The following is a 14308-nucleotide window of genomic DNA, read 5'->3' on the forward strand; positions in this document are numbered from 1 at the left end:
GAAACCGAAAGGGAGTCGGCCCGAAGGTCGACTCCCTTTCGAGAATCCGAGTCAGGGCGGCAACCCGAATGCAACCCTGACTCGCCCCCAAAACACTCGCCTGCTTACCCTAGTCGGCGAGTGATTGGTGGTGTAACTCAATGAGAGACACCTAGCAATAACTATATTGCTGGAGGTTGGATGCCCTCACCAGTCGTCATTTAGGGGGACATTGGGGTACAAGCCGTTCAGAGCTCTGGCCGCGACCAGCGCCCGAGGCCGGGCACGAGGGGAGCGCGCAGCGGCCGCTGCGAGCGCTGCCAGGCGGAGGTGCCGTGGCCGGGCGCCGCGCCGAGCTGCGCGGACTCCTGCGCCAGCTGGGCGGCGAGCACAACGGCCACCGCGGCGCGCTCGGAGGCCGAGACGCGCCGGGTGATGAAGTGGAGGCTGGCCGGATCAAGGCCCGGCGTCTGCTCGCCGCTCACAGCGGGATGTTCCCGTGCTTCTTGGGCGGCAGGCTGGCGCGCTTGGTGCGCAGCGCCCGCAGCGCCTTGACCACGGCGATGCGGGTCGCGGCCGGCTCGATCACGCCGTCCAGCTCGCCGCGCTCGGCCGCCAGGAACGGGCTGGCCACGTTGTAGGTGTACTCGTTGGCCAGCTTGGTGCGCACGGCGGCGACGTCCTCGCCGGCCTCCTCTGCGCGCTTGAGCTCCGGGCGGTAGAGGATGTTCACGGCGCCCTGGCCGCCCATCACGGCGATCTCCGCCGTCGGCCAGGCCAGGTTGATGTCGGCGCCGAGCTGCTTGGAGCCCATCACGATGTAGGCGCCGCCGTAGGCCTTGCGGGTGATGACGGTCACCAGCGGCACGGTCGCCTCCGCGTAGGCGTAGAGCAGCTTCGCGCCGCGGCGGATGACGCCCGTCCACTCCTGGTCGGTGCCGGGCAGGTAGCCGGGCACGTCGACGAGGGTGAGGATCGGGATCGAGAACGCGTCGCAGAAGCGAACGAAGCGGCTGGCCTTCTCGCCGGCGTCGATGTTCAGGGTGCCGGCCATGGCGTTGGGCTGGTTGGCGATGACGCCGACCGAGCGGCCCTCGATGCGGGCGAAGCCGACGAGGATGTTCGGGGCGAACAGCGGCTGCACCTCGAGGAAGTCGCCGTGGTCGACCAGGTGCTCGATGACCGTGGTCATGTCATAGGGCTGGTTCGGCGAGTCGGGGATGATCGTGTTCAGCTTGCGGTCGGCATCCGTGATCTCGAGCTCGACCTTGCTCTCGTACACGGGCAGCTCGGCCAGGTTGTTGTCCGGCAGGAAGCTGATCAGCGCGCGGGCGTAGTCGAGGGCGTCCGGCTCGTCGCTGGCCAGGTAGTGCGAGACGCCAGAGACCTTGTTGTGGGTGAGCGCGCCGCCGAGCTCCTCCATGCCGACGTCCTCGCCGGTGACCGTCTTGATGACGTCGGGGCCGGTGACGAACATCTGGCTGGTCTTGTCGACCATGATGACGAAGTCGGTGAGGGCGGGGGAGTACACGGCGCCGCCGGCGGCCGGGCCCATGATGATGGAGATCTGCGGGATGACGCCGGAGGCCAGCGTGTTGCGGCGGAAGATCTCGCCGTACTTGCCGAGCGCGACGACGCCCTCCTGGATGCGGGCTCCGCCGGAGTCGAGGATGCCGATGATCGGCACGCCGGTCTTCAGCGCGTGGTCCATCACCTTGATGATCTTCTCGCCGGCGACCTCGCCGAGCGAGCCGCCGAAGATGGTGAAGTCCTGCGAGTAGACGGCCACCTGGCGGCCGTGGATGGTGCCGAGCCCGGTCACGACGGCGTCGCCGTATGGGCGCTTGGCCTCCATGCCGAAGGCGTGGGTGCGGTGTCGCACGTACTCGTCGAGCTCGACGAACGAGCCCGGGTCGAGCAGGGACTCGATACGCTCGCGCGCCGTCATCTTGCCCTTGGCGTGCTGCTTGGCGATCGCGGCGTCCCCACTGGCCGTGACGGCCTCGTGGTAGCGCTGCTTCAGGTCGGCGAGCTTGCCCGCCGTCGTGTACATGTCGGGGGCCGCGGTGCTGGAGTTCTCGGTCACGCGGTTCACTCTATCCTGCACAGAGGGGCGCATTCCTTTGACGATTCCCTACAAAGTTGCCCGCAGTGGTTGTGGCCGGGCGCGGTCGTCCGGTGCGGCGCCCGCCGGGCTCGGGCACAATGGCAAGTGCCGCCAGCCAAGGAGTTTCATGAGCATTCCCGCATCGTCCCTGCCGCCAGAAGCCGCGTTCCCGCAGAGCGCCGCCGCCGTGGCGCGCTTCGCAGCGCTCGCCGAGACCGGCTCGACCAACGACGAGATGATCGCCCGCGCGACCGGGGAGCAGGCCGCGGAGTGGCCGGACCTGTCGGTCATCGTCACCGACAACCAGACCCGCGGCCGCGGCCGGCTGGGCCGCAGCTGGCTGGCGCCCACCGGCAAGTCGCTGGCGATCTCCGCGCTGCTGCGCCCCACCCTGCCCGACGGCTCGCCGCTGCCGGCCGACAGCTACGGCTGGTTCCCGCTGCTGGCGGGGGCGGCGATGACGAGGGCCGTGCGCCGCGTCGTCGTCGCCGGGCACGAGAAGAAGGCGGCGGAGGCGGCCATCGCGGGCGAGGAGAGCGTCGCCGACGCACCCCCGGTGACGCTCAAGTGGCCGAACGACGTGCAGATCTCCGGCTACAAGGTCAGCGGCATCCTGAGCGAGATGCTGCCGATCCCCGCGGGCGGCGTGCCCGCCGGCCTCGTGATCGGCGCGGGGCTGAACGTCTCGCTGGACGAGCACGACCTGCCCACCATCTCCTCCACCTCGCTCACCCTGGTGACGGGGTCGAAGGTGAGCCCGGATGCCGTGCTCGCCGGGTACCTCGGCGAGCTCACCGCGCTCTACCGCGCCTTCCTCGCCGCGGGCGGCGACGCCGTGGCCAGCGGCCTGCACGCCGAGGTGAGCGCGCTCTGCGGCACGCTCGGCCAGGCAGTGCGGGTGGAGCTGCCCGGTGGCGGCGAGCTGCTCGGCACGGCGGTGGCGATCGAGGAGGACGGCCGGCTGCGCGTGCGCGAGCACTCCAGTGCCGAAGAGACGTCTGTCGCAGCGGGCGACGTGACACATCTGCGCTATTAATGGGCTTATGACGAACCACGGTGGAGCGGCGCAGCCCGCGGCGGGCGGAATGCCGCCGTCGGGCCGGGCAGCGCAGTCCGCCGCCCCCGCCGAGCACGTCATCGCACGCCTCCGGCGGCACGGCCGGATGCTGTTCTGGCCGACGATCCTGCTGCTCGCCGTGGCCGGCGCCGCGGGCTACCTCGGCGGGCGGATGCCGGAGGAATGGCAGAACATCGCCGTGCTCGTCGTCGCGGCGCTGCTGGTTCTGATCGGCTTCGTCGTGCCGCTGCTGGCCTGGCTGAGCCGGCGCTACACAATCACCACCCGGCGCGTGATCGTGCGGCACGGCTTCTTCGTGCGCGTGCGCCAGGAGCTGATGCACAGCCGCGGCTACGACGTCAGCGTGCGCCGCTCCTGGCTGCAGAGCGCGTTCCGCACCGGCGACATCCTCATCAACACGGGGCAGGAGCAGCCGATCGTGCTGCGCGACGTGCCGAACGCCTCGCTCGTGCAGCGCACGCTGCACGAGCTGATGGAGGCCAACCAGGGTGCCAACGCGGCCCGGCGGCCGGGCGGGCAGCCCGCCGGCGACGACCACACCGTGGCCTGGGGCGAGCGCTAGCTAGTCGGCCAGGGCCGCCCGGCGCGGGGCGAAGACCCAGTAGCGGTACAGCAGGAAGCGGAACGCCGCGCCGAGGGCCAGGCCGACGACATTCGAGGCGATGTTGTCGGCCAGCAGCGAGGTGAAGCCGAGCACCTCGCGGGAGAACCACAGGCAGCCGACCGAGATCGCCATGCCCGCGGCGCTCACCGCGAAGAACTCGATCCCCTCGCGCAGGGTGCGGCCGGTGCGCTGCTTCCCGAATGTCCACAGCCTGTTGCCGACCCAGTTGACGAGAATCGCGACGGTTGTCGAGATGGACTTGGCGATGAGCGGGCCGGAGGCCACCAGCTCCGGGCTCAGCACGGTGGTGCGCAGCAGGTTGAACAGCGCGACGTCCACGACCAGCCCGACGGCGCCGACGGCACCGAACTTCGCCACCTGCACCATCAGGGCCTGGAAGCGGGCGCGTTTCCCGCGGGCGGGCACCTGGGCCATGGCCGGAATCCTGTCGATTGATCGGAGCGTGCTGAAAATCGTGCGTGCTGAATTGTGACGGTCTCGAATGCGCAAAGATAGAAGAACGACGCGCAGGGCAGTTTACGACCCCGCGCTCGCGCGATGCTGGAAGCGTGCTGCGCGGCATCCGCGATTCACCTGCAGATTTACGGAGAGTGCGATCCCATGATTGTTGGAGTGATCGGTGGCGGCCAGCTGGCCAGGATGATGATCCCCGCCGCGGTGAATCTGGGCATCGAGATCCGCGTGCTCGCCGAGGCGGACGGCATGGCCGCCGAGCTGGCCGCGAGCGGCGTCGGCGACTACCGCGACCTCGCGACCGTGCTGGCATTCGCCGAGGCCGTCGACGTGATCACCTTCGACCACGAGCACGTGCCGCAGGAGATCCTGCACGCCCTCCTCGAGCAGGGCACCCCCGTGCGCCCGGGCCCCGACGCGCTGCTCTACGCCCAGGACAAGCTGCTGATGCGCGCCAAGCTCTCCGAGCTCGGCCTGCCCGTGCCCGACTGGGCCGCGATCGAGAGCGCCGCAGAGCTCGGCGAGTTCCTCGAGGCGCACGGCGGCCGCGCCGTGGTGAAGACCCCGCGCGGCGGCTACGACGGCAAGGGAGTGCGCGTGGTGCGCGCCGCCCACGAGGCCGACGACTGGTTCCTCGCGCTCGCCGAGGACGGCCGCGGCGGGGCGCTGCTGGTCGAGGAGCTCGTCGAGTTCAAGCGCGAGCTGGCCCAGCTCGTCGCCCGTCGGCCCTCCGGCGAGCTCGCCGCCTGGCCCGTCGTCGAGACGGTGCAGCAGGACGGCGTCTGCAGCGAGGTCATCGCGCCCGCCCCGCACTCGGCCGGGAAGGTGGCGGATGTCGCCGCCGAGATCGCGCTGGCGGTTGCGGAGGGCATCGGGGTCACCGGCGTCTTCGCCGTCGAGCTGTTCGAGACCACCGACGAGCGCCTGCTCGTCAACGAGCTGGCGATGCGCCCGCACAACAGCGGGCACTGGTCGCAGGACGGCTCGACCACGAGCCAGTTCGAGCAGCACCTGCGGGCGGTGCTCGACCTCCCGCTCGGCGGCACGGGCACGCGCGACCCCTGGACGGTCATGGTCAACATCCTCGGCGGGCCGGCATCCGGCAGCCTCGCCGACCGCTACGCCGACGCGTTCGCCGCCCACCCCACCGCCAAGGTGCACAACTACGGCAAAGACCCGCGGCCCGGCCGCAAGGTCGGCCACGTGAACGTCGGCGGCGACGACCTCGACGACGTGAGTTACCAGGCGCGAGCCGCTGCGGCTTTCTTTCAGGACTGAGCACTACCATTGTCTGGTGCCTGAAGACCTCGCGAACTCCCTCCCCGCCAACGACCCTGTGACCGGTGCCCTCGTCGGCGTCGTCATGGGCTCGGACTCCGACTGGAACGTCATGTCGGCGGCCGCGGAGCTGCTCCGCGAGTTCGGGGTGCCCTTCGAGGTCGAGGTGCTCTCCGCGCACCGCACGCCGGAGAAGATGATCGCCTACGGCAAGTCGGCGCGCGAGCGCGGCCTCAAGGTCATCATCGCGGGCGCCGGTGGCGCCGCGCACCTGCCCGGCATGCTGGCATCCGTCACCACCCTGCCCGTCGTGGGCGTGCCCGTGCCGCTCGGCCTGCTGGACGGCATGGACTCGCTGCTGTCGATCGTGCAGATGCCGGCCGGCGTGCCGGTCGCCACGGTCTCGATCGGCGGCGCCAAGAACGCCGGACTCATCGCGGTGAAGGTGTTGGCGACAGCCGACGAGAGCCTGAGCGACGCCCTCGCGCGCTACGCCGAGAACCTCGCCGAGATCGTCGAGCAGAAGAATGAGGCCCTGCAGGCCCGCCTATGAGCACCTACACGCACAGCGCACAGAGCCCGATTCGGTTCCCGGATGCCGGGTCGACGAGCGTCATGACCCGGCGAGCCTGGTGGCTCGTCGCCCTCAACTTCCTCGTGCCCGGCGCCCCGCAGGTGCTGGCGGGCAACCGCAAGCTCGGCCGCTTCGGGCTGGGCTGCACGCTCGTCCTGTGGACGCTGGCCGTGCTCGCCCTCGCCGTCTGGCTGATCGCCCCGAACGTGCTGCTCAGCGTCGCCGCGAACTCGATCACCCTCTGGGTGGCCGCCGCGTTCCTCGTGTTCTACGCCGTCGTCTGGCTGATCCTCTCGCTCGACACGCTGCGGCTCGTGCGGCTCGTGCGCACCAAGGCATCGGCCAGGGGCTGGATCGCCGGCCTCACCACGGTGCTGATGTTCGCGCTGTCCGGCACGGCCGCCTACGGCGCCTACATCGCCACGACCACCAGCAGCTTCCTCTCCTCCGTCTTCATCGCCGGCCCGAGCGAGGACCCGGTCGACGGGCGCTACAACATCCTCCTGCTCGGTGCGGACACCGGCGCCGACCGCGAGGGCACCCGCCCGGACAGCATCTCGGTGGTCAGCATCGACGCCGAGACCGGCCAGGCCGTGACGATCGGCCTGCCGCGTGACATGAAGTACTTCCCGTTCCCGGAGGGATCGCCGCTGGCCGCCGTGTACCCGGAGGGCTACGGCGCGATCGACGGCTGCGAGGTCGGCGAGCCGGACGGATGCCAGCTGAACTGGGTCTACAGCGAGGTCGACTTGGTCAGCCCGGAGATGTACCCGGACGCGACCAAACAGGGCAGCGAGCCGGGCGTCGAGGGCATGCGCTCCGCCGCGGAGGGCATCACGGGACTCACCATCCAGTACTACGCGCTCGTGGACATGCAGGGCTTCTCCGACCTGATCGACGCGCTCGGAGGCGTCACCATCGACGTGCCGAGCGACGTGCCGATGCACTCCGATGAGACCTTCACGACCGTGGCGGAGTGGATCTACGCCGGGCCGCAGCACCTCGACGGCTACCACGCCCTGTGGTACGCGCGCTCCCGGCACGACACCAGTGACTACGACCGCATGGCCAGGCAGCGCCAGCTGCAGGACGCCGTGCTGAAGCAGTTCAACCCGGCCAACGTGCTCTCCAAGTTCCAGGAGATCGCGAAGGCCGGCACCAAGGTCGTGAACACCGACATCCCGCAGAGCATGCTCGGCTACTTCACCCAGCTCGCGATGAAGACCAAGGAACTGCCGATGGTGAACGTGGAGCTGGTGCCGGACAACGGCGTCGACCCGCTCGACCCGGACTTCGACTACATCCGCGAGCTCATCAACGAGGCGCTCTACCCGCCGGTGTCGACAGAGGAGCCGGCGCCGGCGGACTAGCGGGGCCTACAGGTCGGCGTGCAGCTGCCAGACGCGCTCTGCGGCGTCGCGCCAGCTGAACGCCCGGGAGCGGTCGCGCCCGGAGACACTCATCCGCTCGGCGAGTGCGTCGTCGCCGAGCACCAGTGCGACGGCCTCGGCCAGCCGCTCCGGGTAGCCGGCGGCATCCGCCAACTCGACGGAGACACCGGCATCGCCGGCCACCTCGACGAGCGCGGCAGCGTCTGAGTGCACGACCGGCACGCCGAACTGGAATGCCTCGATGATCGAGGCGGAGAAGCCCTCGGCCCGGCTCGGCGCCACGAACACGGCGGCCCGGGAGAGCACGACGGCCAGGTCGCCGGGGGAGAGCTTGTCGAGCGCGAGCACGCGGCCCTCTGCGAGCCCGGCGTCGTCGGCGACGGCATCCAGCTCGACGTCGCCCCAGCTGGGCGCACCGAGCACCACCAGGGGGAGCGTGGCGCCGCCGAAGCGGCCGAGGCCCTCGATCAGCGCGGTGACGCCCTTGCGCGGCTCGAGCGAGCCGGAGGTCAGGATGAAACGCTCCGGCAGGCCGAGCGCCGCGGCGCGCTGCTCGGCATCGGCCGGCAGCACGAGGCCGCTGCGGGCGGCGCCGGGGATAACCCGCACGCGGTCGCCAAGCTCGAAACGCTCCATCAGCTGAGCGGCCAGGGCGTGCGAGGGCACGACGATGGCGTCCGCATGCTTGCGGGCGCGGCGCATCATGGCCTTGTGCCAGGCGACGGTGCTGGTGGAGAGCGACTCGGGGTGGGTCCAGGCGAGCAGGTCGTGCACGGTGACGGCGACCTGCACGCCGTCATTCACGCGGTCGTGGCGCCGGAGCGGAGCGAACAGCCCCGGCGCGTGGATCATGCCGTTGCCGCTGCTGGCGGTGATGCCCAGCTGCCAGGCTGCCGCGAGCTCCCGACGCGGAAGCGTCGTCGTGTAGAGCCCGCGGAGCCCGGGCAGGGCCGCCTCGAGTCGCTCGTACTTCTCCCGCTGCGCGGCGGAGACGATTCCCTCGACGTCGCAGCCGCGCGGCGCCGACTGGATCAGGGCGCGAGTGATCTCCTCGCTGTACTGCCCGATCGGCCCGGGGGCCGGGGCGATGATCTGATCGACGACGACGCGCAGGGTTGTCATGTGTTCTCGGCCCGAGCCTTACTGGCCCTGGGCCTTGTAGCGGGCCTCGGTGGCGTCCTTCTGCGGCGCCCACCAGGACTCGTTGTCGCGGTACCAGGCGATGGTGTCGGCGAGGCCGGCCTCGAAGTCGGAGAACTGCGGCTCCCAGCCGAGCTCGGTGCGCAGGCGCGTCGAGTCGATGGCGTAGCGGAGGTCGTGACCGGGGCGGTCAACGACGTGGTCGTACGCGTCGGCGGGCTGGCCGAGGCCGACGAGGATCATCTCGACGACCTCCTTGTTGTTCTTCTCGCCGTCGGCACCGATCAGGTACGTCTCGCCGATGACACCCTTGTCGAGGATGGTCAGCACGGCGGAGGAGTGGTCGTTGGCGTGGATCCAGTCGCGCACGTTCTCGCCGCTGCCGTAGAGCTTGGGGCGCTCGCCGCGCAGAACGTTGGTGATCTGGCGCGGGATGAACTTCTCGACGTGCTGGTAGGCGCCGTAGTTGTTCGAGCAGTTCGAGATCGTGGCCTGAACGCCGAAGGAGCGCACCCAGGCGCGCACCAGCAGGTCGCTGCCGGCCTTGGTCGAGGAGTACGGGCTCGACGGGTTGTACGGCGTCGTCTCGGTGAAGCGGTTCGGGTCGTCCAGCTCGAGGTCGCCATAGACCTCGTCGGTGGAGATGTGGTGGAAGCGCACGTTGTACTTGCGCGCGGCCTCGAGCAGCGTGAAGGTGCCGATGATGTTGGTGTCGAGGAACGGCCGCGGGTCGTCCAGGGAGTTGTCGTTGTGGCTCTCGGCCGCGTAGTGCACGACGGCGTCGACATCCGCGAACAGGCTGTCAACGAGCGCTGCGTCGCTGATGTCACCCTCGACGAAGGTGAAACGGTCGGCGGGGAGCCCCTCCAGCGAGGCGAGGTTGCCGGCGTAGGTGAGCTTGTCGAGCACCGTCACGCTGTGCTCGGTGTTGTCCAACACGTAGTGCACAAAGTTCGAACCAATAAAGCCGGCGCCGCCGGTCACAAGAAGTCTAGACACCCCGTCATTGTAGCCAGAGCCGCCCGAGCGGTTCCCGTGAGCGGCCCCCGTGCGTGGCGGCGGATGCCGCGGACGCCGGTTTCCCGCCTCAGCGGGCCCGCGGCTGCTCGCGCTCGAGCATGCTCAGCCCCGGGGCCAACCCGCAACGCTCGCCCGCGCGGGCCGCCCCTCACGGTCACGATCGGGGAGCTGCGGCGGGCTAATCGGCAGGCTTCGCGACGGCACCCGTTGCGACGGCCTCGGCCAGAGCCTCGCGCCAGTCCCGCATCTCCGGCAGTCCGGCCGCGGCCCAGGCATCGTGGCCGAGCACGGAGTACGACGGGCGAGGAGCAGGACGCACGAACGCGGTGCTGTCGGTCGGCTGCACCCGCTCGGGGTCGAGGCCGACCTCGGAGAAGATCGCCTGGGTGAAGTCGAACCAGGACGCCTGGCCCGCGTTGGTGCCGTGGTAGGCGCCGGCCGGGGCATCCGACTCAGCGAGCAGCACGATCTGGCGGGCCAGGTCCGCCGTCCAGGTGGGCTGGCCCAGCTGGTCGACGACAACGCTGACCGTCGGGTGGCTGCCGGCCAGGCGCAGCATGGTCGCCGCGAAGTTCGGGCCGTGCTGGCCGTAGAGCCAGGCGGTGCGCACGATGTAGGTGCCCTCTGGATGCTCGGCGGTGGCAAGCTCCTCGCCGGCGGCCTTGGTGCGGCCATACGCCGAGATCGGGGCGCGCGGCGCAGTCTCCGGGTACGGCGAGGTGGCGACACCGTCGAAGACGTAGTCGGTGGAGACCTGGATCAGCTTTGCGCCGGCCTCCCGGGCCGCACGGGCGAGATTCTTCGCGCCCGTCGCGTTGACGGCATACGCGGCATCCTCGTTGCCCTCCGCGTCGTCGACCTTCGTGTAGGCGGCGGCGTTGATCACGACGTCGTGGCCGGCGACGGCCGCGCGCACGGCGTCGAGGTCGGTCACGTCGAGGTCGGTGCGGCCGAGGGCCGTGACATCGCGGCCGGTGAGGGCATTCTGGAGGTCGGTTCCGAGCATGCCGGACGCGCCGGTAATCAGGTATCGCATGCGTCCATGTTATTCGTGGCATGCCGAGAGGGTCCCCACAGCTCTCCCAGCCGCTGATTGATAGACTCTCAGGCGTGCAAATCCGTGAACTGAGCATTCCAGACAGCTACGAGATCACCCCGAAGCAATTCGGTGATGACCGTGGGGTCTTCCTCGAGTGGTACCGCTTCGACAAGCTCGAAGAGGTCGTCGGTCACTCGATCGATCTGAAGCAGGCCAACACCTCGGTGTCCAAGCGCGGCTCCGTGCGCGGCATCCACTTCGCTGACATCCCGCCGAGCCAGGCCAAGTACGTGACGGCCCCGCACGGCGCCGTGCTCGACTTCGTCATCGACATCCGCGTCGGCTCGCCGACATTCGGCCAGTGGGACTCCGTGCTCCTGGACGACAAGGACCGCCGCGCGATCTACATCGCCGAGGGCCTCGGCCACTGCTTCGTGGCGCTGACCGAGAACGCGACCGTCAGCTACCTGGTCACCGACACCTTCAACCCGGGGCGCGAGCACGGCATCAACCCGCTCGACCCCGAGATCGGGCTCGAGTTCGGCATCGACCTCAGCGAGGCGCTGCTCTCGCCGAAGGACACCGACGCCCCGAGCCTCGCCGAGGCTGCGGCATCCGGAATTCTGCCCAGCTGGGAAGCTGCACGGGCGTACTACGAGACATTGAACACAAAGGCATAAACATGCGCGGAATTATTCTGGCCGGCGGCTCCGGCACCCGGCTCTGGCCGATCACCAAGGGCATCTCCAAGCAGCTGATGCCGATCTACGACAAGCCGATGATCTACTACCCCCTGTCGACCCTGATGATGGCCGGGATCAACGAGATCCTGATCATCACCACCCCGGAGTACAACAGCCAGTTCCGCGCCCTCTTCGGCGACGGCTCCGACCTCGGCATCTCGATCCAGTACGCCGAGCAGCCGTCCCCGGACGGCCTCGCCCAGGCCTTCATCATCGGCGAGGAGTTCATCGGCGACGAGAGCGTTGCCCTCGTGCTCGGCGACAACATCTTCCACGGGACCGGCCTGGGCTCGGCGCTGCGCAAGCACAACGAGGTCGACGGCGCGCTGATCTTCGCGTACCAGGTCAGCGACCCCACCTCCTACGGTGTCGTTGAGTTCGACGAGGACTTCACCGCCGTCTCGATCGAGGAGAAGCCGGTCAAGCCGAAGAGCAACTACGCCGTGCCCGGCCTGTACTTCTACGACAACTCGGTCGTCGAGATCGCCAAGACGATCGAGCCGAGCGCCAGAGGCGAGCTGGAGATCTCCACCATCAACGAGCGCTATCTGCAGGCGGGCAAGCTGCAGGTGCAGGTTCTCGACCGCGGCACCGCGTGGCTGGACACCGGCACATTCGAGTCGATGATGCAGGCCTCCGAGTACGTGCGGGTGATCGAGGACCGTCAGGGGTTCAAGGTCGGATGCATCGAAGAGATCGCCTGGCGTGCCGGCTGGATCGACGACGCCCAGCTGCAGGGACTCGCTGCCCCGCTCGTGAAGAGCGGCTACGGACGGTACCTGAAGCGGCTCGTGGAAGCTGAGTAGACCGCAGCAGAAAATTCATCTGCCGCTTTTCGGCCCCGGCGCCTGTCGCCGGGGCCGATTCGTTTAATCGCCCTACCATGGGGGACATGCGCTCGAATTCCCCACGCCGAATACTCGCTCTCGGTCTCAGTTCCCTTGTCCTTCTGACTGGGTTGAGCCTGGCACCTGTCGGCGCGGCATTCGCGGAGGACGGCATCGACTGGACCTCCGTCCAGCCCGACGAGGTGCCCCCGGCAGACGCCCTGGTTGAGGCGCCGGTCGAGGAACCGGCCGAGGTGCCGGCCGAGACGCCGTCCGACGAGCTCGACGGGGCGACCGACGAGCTTGGCGTCGAGCCCGATCTCGAGGCGGACCTCGAGACTGCGCCGCAGGCACGCACATTCGCCGCCCCGTTCGCGGCCGCCGTCGCCAGCTCCTTCGACCCGGGCAACATCATCAGCGACTACAACTTCTTCGACTCGTGGGCGATGACGGAGGGCGAGATCCAGACATTCCTCGACCGGAATATCGCGGCGCCCTGTGAGAACAGCAACTGCCTCAACGTCCTGAAGATGAACACCCCGAACGCGTCCTGGACGTGGGGCACCTGCGCGCCGTACGCCGGCGCGGCGAACGAGTCGGCCGCCCGGATCATCTACAAGGTGCAGCGGGCCTGCGGCCTGAGCGCCAAGGTCATCCTCGTCACCCTCCAGAAGGAGCAGTCGCTCGTCACCCGCAACGGCCCATCGAGCGAGATCCTGCGCAAGGCCATGGGCATGGGCTGCCCGGACACCGACGTCTGCGACTCCCAGTACTACGGCTTCTTCAACCAGGTCTACGCCGCTGCCCGTCAGATCGTCTGGTACACCAACCCGGACAGCTCGATGTTCAAGAGCAAGAAGTACGAGGTCGGTCAGGTCAAGCCGGTGCAGCTGCACCCGAATGCGGCATGCGGGGCACCCGGCGTGCGCATCGCCAACGTTGCGACCGCGGCGATGTATCACTACACGCCGTACCAGCCCAACGGCGCTGCGCTCGCGGCCGGCTGGGGCGCCAGCGGCGACCCGTGCTCCAGCTACGGCAACCGCAACTTCTCCCTCTACTACACCCAGTGGTTCGGCAGCCCGACCGGCAGCCCATCGCCGAGCGCCCAGCGCATCGCGGGAACTGACCGCTACGACACCGCCGCCGCAATCTCTCGGTCGAGCTTCAGCGGAGAGGGCAGCGTGCCCGTGGCCTATGTCGTCACCGGCGAGGACTTCCCCGACGCTCTCGCGGCCGGGCCGGCCGCTGCGTCGCAGGGCGGGCCGCTGCTGCTGACAAACCCCGGCTACGTGCCCGATCCCACCACCGCAGAGCTGAAGCGGGTCAAGCCGAAGAGCATCATCGTCGTCGGCGGCCCGGCGGCCGTGAGCGATCACGTTGTCAACACGCTCAAGCAGATCGCACCCGTTACGCGCATCTTCGGCTCCGATCGCTATGACACGTCTCGGAAGGTGGCCCAGCAGGCATTCGGCGGTGCGACCTCCGCCTACGTCGCGACGGGGCTGAACTACCCTGACGCGCTGTCCGCCAGCGCTGCGGCCGGCGTCGCCCGCGTTCCCATCCTGCTGGTCAACGGTGGTATCGGCGGCGTCGACGCGGCGACGACCGACTACCTCAAGGCGCGCAAGATCACCTCTGTGAAGATCGTCGGCGGCCCGGTCGCCGTGCACCCGGGTGTCGAGTCCGGGATCGTCGCGAAGGGCGTTGCCGTGAAACGGCTTTCCGGCGAGGTTCGCGAGCTGACCAGCGTCGCAATCAACCGGGACGCCTTCCCGGGCGCGACGTCTGCCTACCTCGCCACGAGCCTCAGCTTCCCCGATGCCCTGGCGGGTTCCGCAGCAGCGGCCCGGGCCGGAAGCCCGCTGTACGTCACCTACCCTGGCTGCGTGACGGGCGAGCTGCGCTCCGAGCTCAAGCAGCGACTGAATGTGGCATCCATCCGCCTGCTCGGTGGCCCGGCCGCCCTCAACGAGAGCATCGCCCGCCTCGAGGGCTGCTGATCAGGCAGTGAGGCGGTAGCCGCATACACGGCAGGGGCCCGGCAGACATGA

Annotated in this window: 14 protein-coding genes; 8 read left to right on the plus strand and 6 right to left on the minus strand. The window is 69.2% G+C overall.

Features of this window, described 5'->3' with window-relative positions; all coding sequences use genetic code 11:
- Nucleotides 1-227 precede the first annotated feature (227 nt).
- On the minus strand, nucleotides 228-464 hold the full coding sequence (locus BLT62_RS05810) for an acyl-CoA carboxylase epsilon subunit (RefSeq protein WP_083363210.1): 237 nt from the start codon (nucleotides 462-464) through the stop codon (nucleotides 228-230).
- The gene (locus tag BLT62_RS05815; RefSeq protein WP_231919413.1) at nucleotides 461-2032 is read right to left on the minus strand and encodes an acyl-CoA carboxylase subunit beta; all 1572 of its coding nucleotides are present in this window, start codon (nucleotides 2030-2032) and stop codon (nucleotides 461-463) included. Before BLT62_RS05815 ends, BLT62_RS05810 begins: the two co-directional genes overlap by 4 nt.
- 181 nt (nucleotides 2033-2213) lie before the next feature.
- Here BLT62_RS05815 and BLT62_RS05820 point away from each other — a divergent pair, with 181 nt between their 5' ends.
- Complete coding sequence (locus BLT62_RS05820; RefSeq protein ID WP_083363212.1) at nucleotides 2214-3122, plus strand: biotin--[acetyl-CoA-carboxylase] ligase; 909 nt, start codon at nucleotides 2214-2216, stop codon at nucleotides 3120-3122.
- A 7-nt stretch (nucleotides 3123-3129) separates the two neighbouring features.
- Nucleotides 3130-3726 carry a PH domain-containing protein gene (locus tag BLT62_RS05825; protein ID WP_231919362.1) on the plus strand — a complete coding sequence of 199 codons (597 nt, stop codon included), beginning with the start codon at nucleotides 3130-3132 and terminating at the stop codon, nucleotides 3724-3726.
- Here the strand turns inward: BLT62_RS05825 and BLT62_RS05830 are convergent, their stop codons facing one another.
- Nucleotides 3727-4203: a GtrA family protein gene (locus BLT62_RS05830; RefSeq protein ID WP_083363213.1), complete on the minus strand. Its 477-nt coding sequence runs from the start codon at nucleotides 4201-4203 to the stop codon at nucleotides 3727-3729. It abuts the gene before it with no gap.
- A gap of 186 nt (nucleotides 4204-4389) precedes the next feature.
- On the opposite strand from BLT62_RS05830, the gene BLT62_RS05835 reads away from it, so the two are divergent.
- From BLT62_RS05835 to BLT62_RS05845, 3 genes are all read left to right on the plus strand, one after another.
- On the plus strand, nucleotides 4390-5520 hold the full coding sequence (locus BLT62_RS05835; RefSeq protein WP_172829646.1) for a 5-(carboxyamino)imidazole ribonucleotide synthase: 1131 nt from the start codon (nucleotides 4390-4392) through the stop codon (nucleotides 5518-5520).
- 85 nt (nucleotides 5521-5605) lie between these two features.
- Nucleotides 5606-6073 (plus strand): 5-(carboxyamino)imidazole ribonucleotide mutase, encoded by a 468-nt coding sequence (purE, locus tag BLT62_RS05840; protein WP_083365329.1) that lies wholly within the window; start codon nucleotides 5606-5608, stop codon nucleotides 6071-6073.
- Nucleotides 6070-7464, plus strand: a complete 1395-nt coding sequence (locus BLT62_RS05845; protein WP_231919363.1) for an LCP family protein — start codon at nucleotides 6070-6072, stop codon at nucleotides 7462-7464. Before purE ends, BLT62_RS05845 begins: the two co-directional genes overlap by 4 nt.
- A gap of 6 nt (nucleotides 7465-7470) precedes the next feature.
- Here the strand turns inward: BLT62_RS05845 and BLT62_RS05850 are convergent, their stop codons facing one another.
- The 3 genes from BLT62_RS05850 to rfbD form a co-directional block, all read right to left on the minus strand.
- On the minus strand, nucleotides 7471-8607 hold the full coding sequence (locus tag BLT62_RS05850; RefSeq protein WP_083363215.1) for a glycosyltransferase family 4 protein: 1137 nt from the start codon (nucleotides 8605-8607) through the stop codon (nucleotides 7471-7473).
- An 18-nt stretch (nucleotides 8608-8625) separates the two neighbouring features.
- Nucleotides 8626-9624: a dTDP-glucose 4,6-dehydratase gene (gene rfbB, locus BLT62_RS05855; RefSeq protein ID WP_083363216.1), complete on the minus strand. Its 999-nt coding sequence runs from the start codon at nucleotides 9622-9624 to the stop codon at nucleotides 8626-8628.
- A 199-nt stretch (nucleotides 9625-9823) separates the two neighbouring features.
- A complete protein-coding gene (gene rfbD, locus BLT62_RS05860; protein WP_083363217.1) occupies nucleotides 9824-10681 on the minus strand; it encodes a dTDP-4-dehydrorhamnose reductase in 858 nt (285 codons plus the stop codon).
- A 74-nt stretch (nucleotides 10682-10755) separates the two neighbouring features.
- On the opposite strand from rfbD, the gene BLT62_RS05865 reads away from it, so the two are divergent.
- The 3 genes from BLT62_RS05865 (at nucleotide 10756) to BLT62_RS05875 (ending at nucleotide 14257) form a co-directional block, all read left to right on the plus strand.
- Entirely contained in the window at nucleotides 10756-11364 is a 609-nt protein-coding gene (locus BLT62_RS05865) for a dTDP-4-dehydrorhamnose 3,5-epimerase family protein (RefSeq protein ID WP_083363218.1), read from the plus strand.
- A 2-nt stretch (nucleotides 11365-11366) separates the two neighbouring features.
- Nucleotides 11367-12233: a glucose-1-phosphate thymidylyltransferase RfbA gene (gene rfbA, locus BLT62_RS05870; RefSeq protein ID WP_083363219.1), complete on the plus strand. Its 867-nt coding sequence runs from the start codon at nucleotides 11367-11369 to the stop codon at nucleotides 12231-12233.
- Nucleotides 12234-12385: 152 nt separating this feature from the next.
- Nucleotides 12386-14257 (plus strand): cell wall-binding repeat-containing protein, encoded by a 1872-nt coding sequence (locus tag BLT62_RS05875; protein WP_156786252.1) that lies wholly within the window; start codon nucleotides 12386-12388, stop codon nucleotides 14255-14257.
- Nucleotides 14258-14308 lie beyond the last annotated feature (51 nt).

This window comes from Microterricola viridarii (assembly GCF_900104895.1).
Lineage (GTDB): Bacteria > Actinomycetota > Actinomycetes > Actinomycetales > Microbacteriaceae > Microterricola > Microterricola viridarii.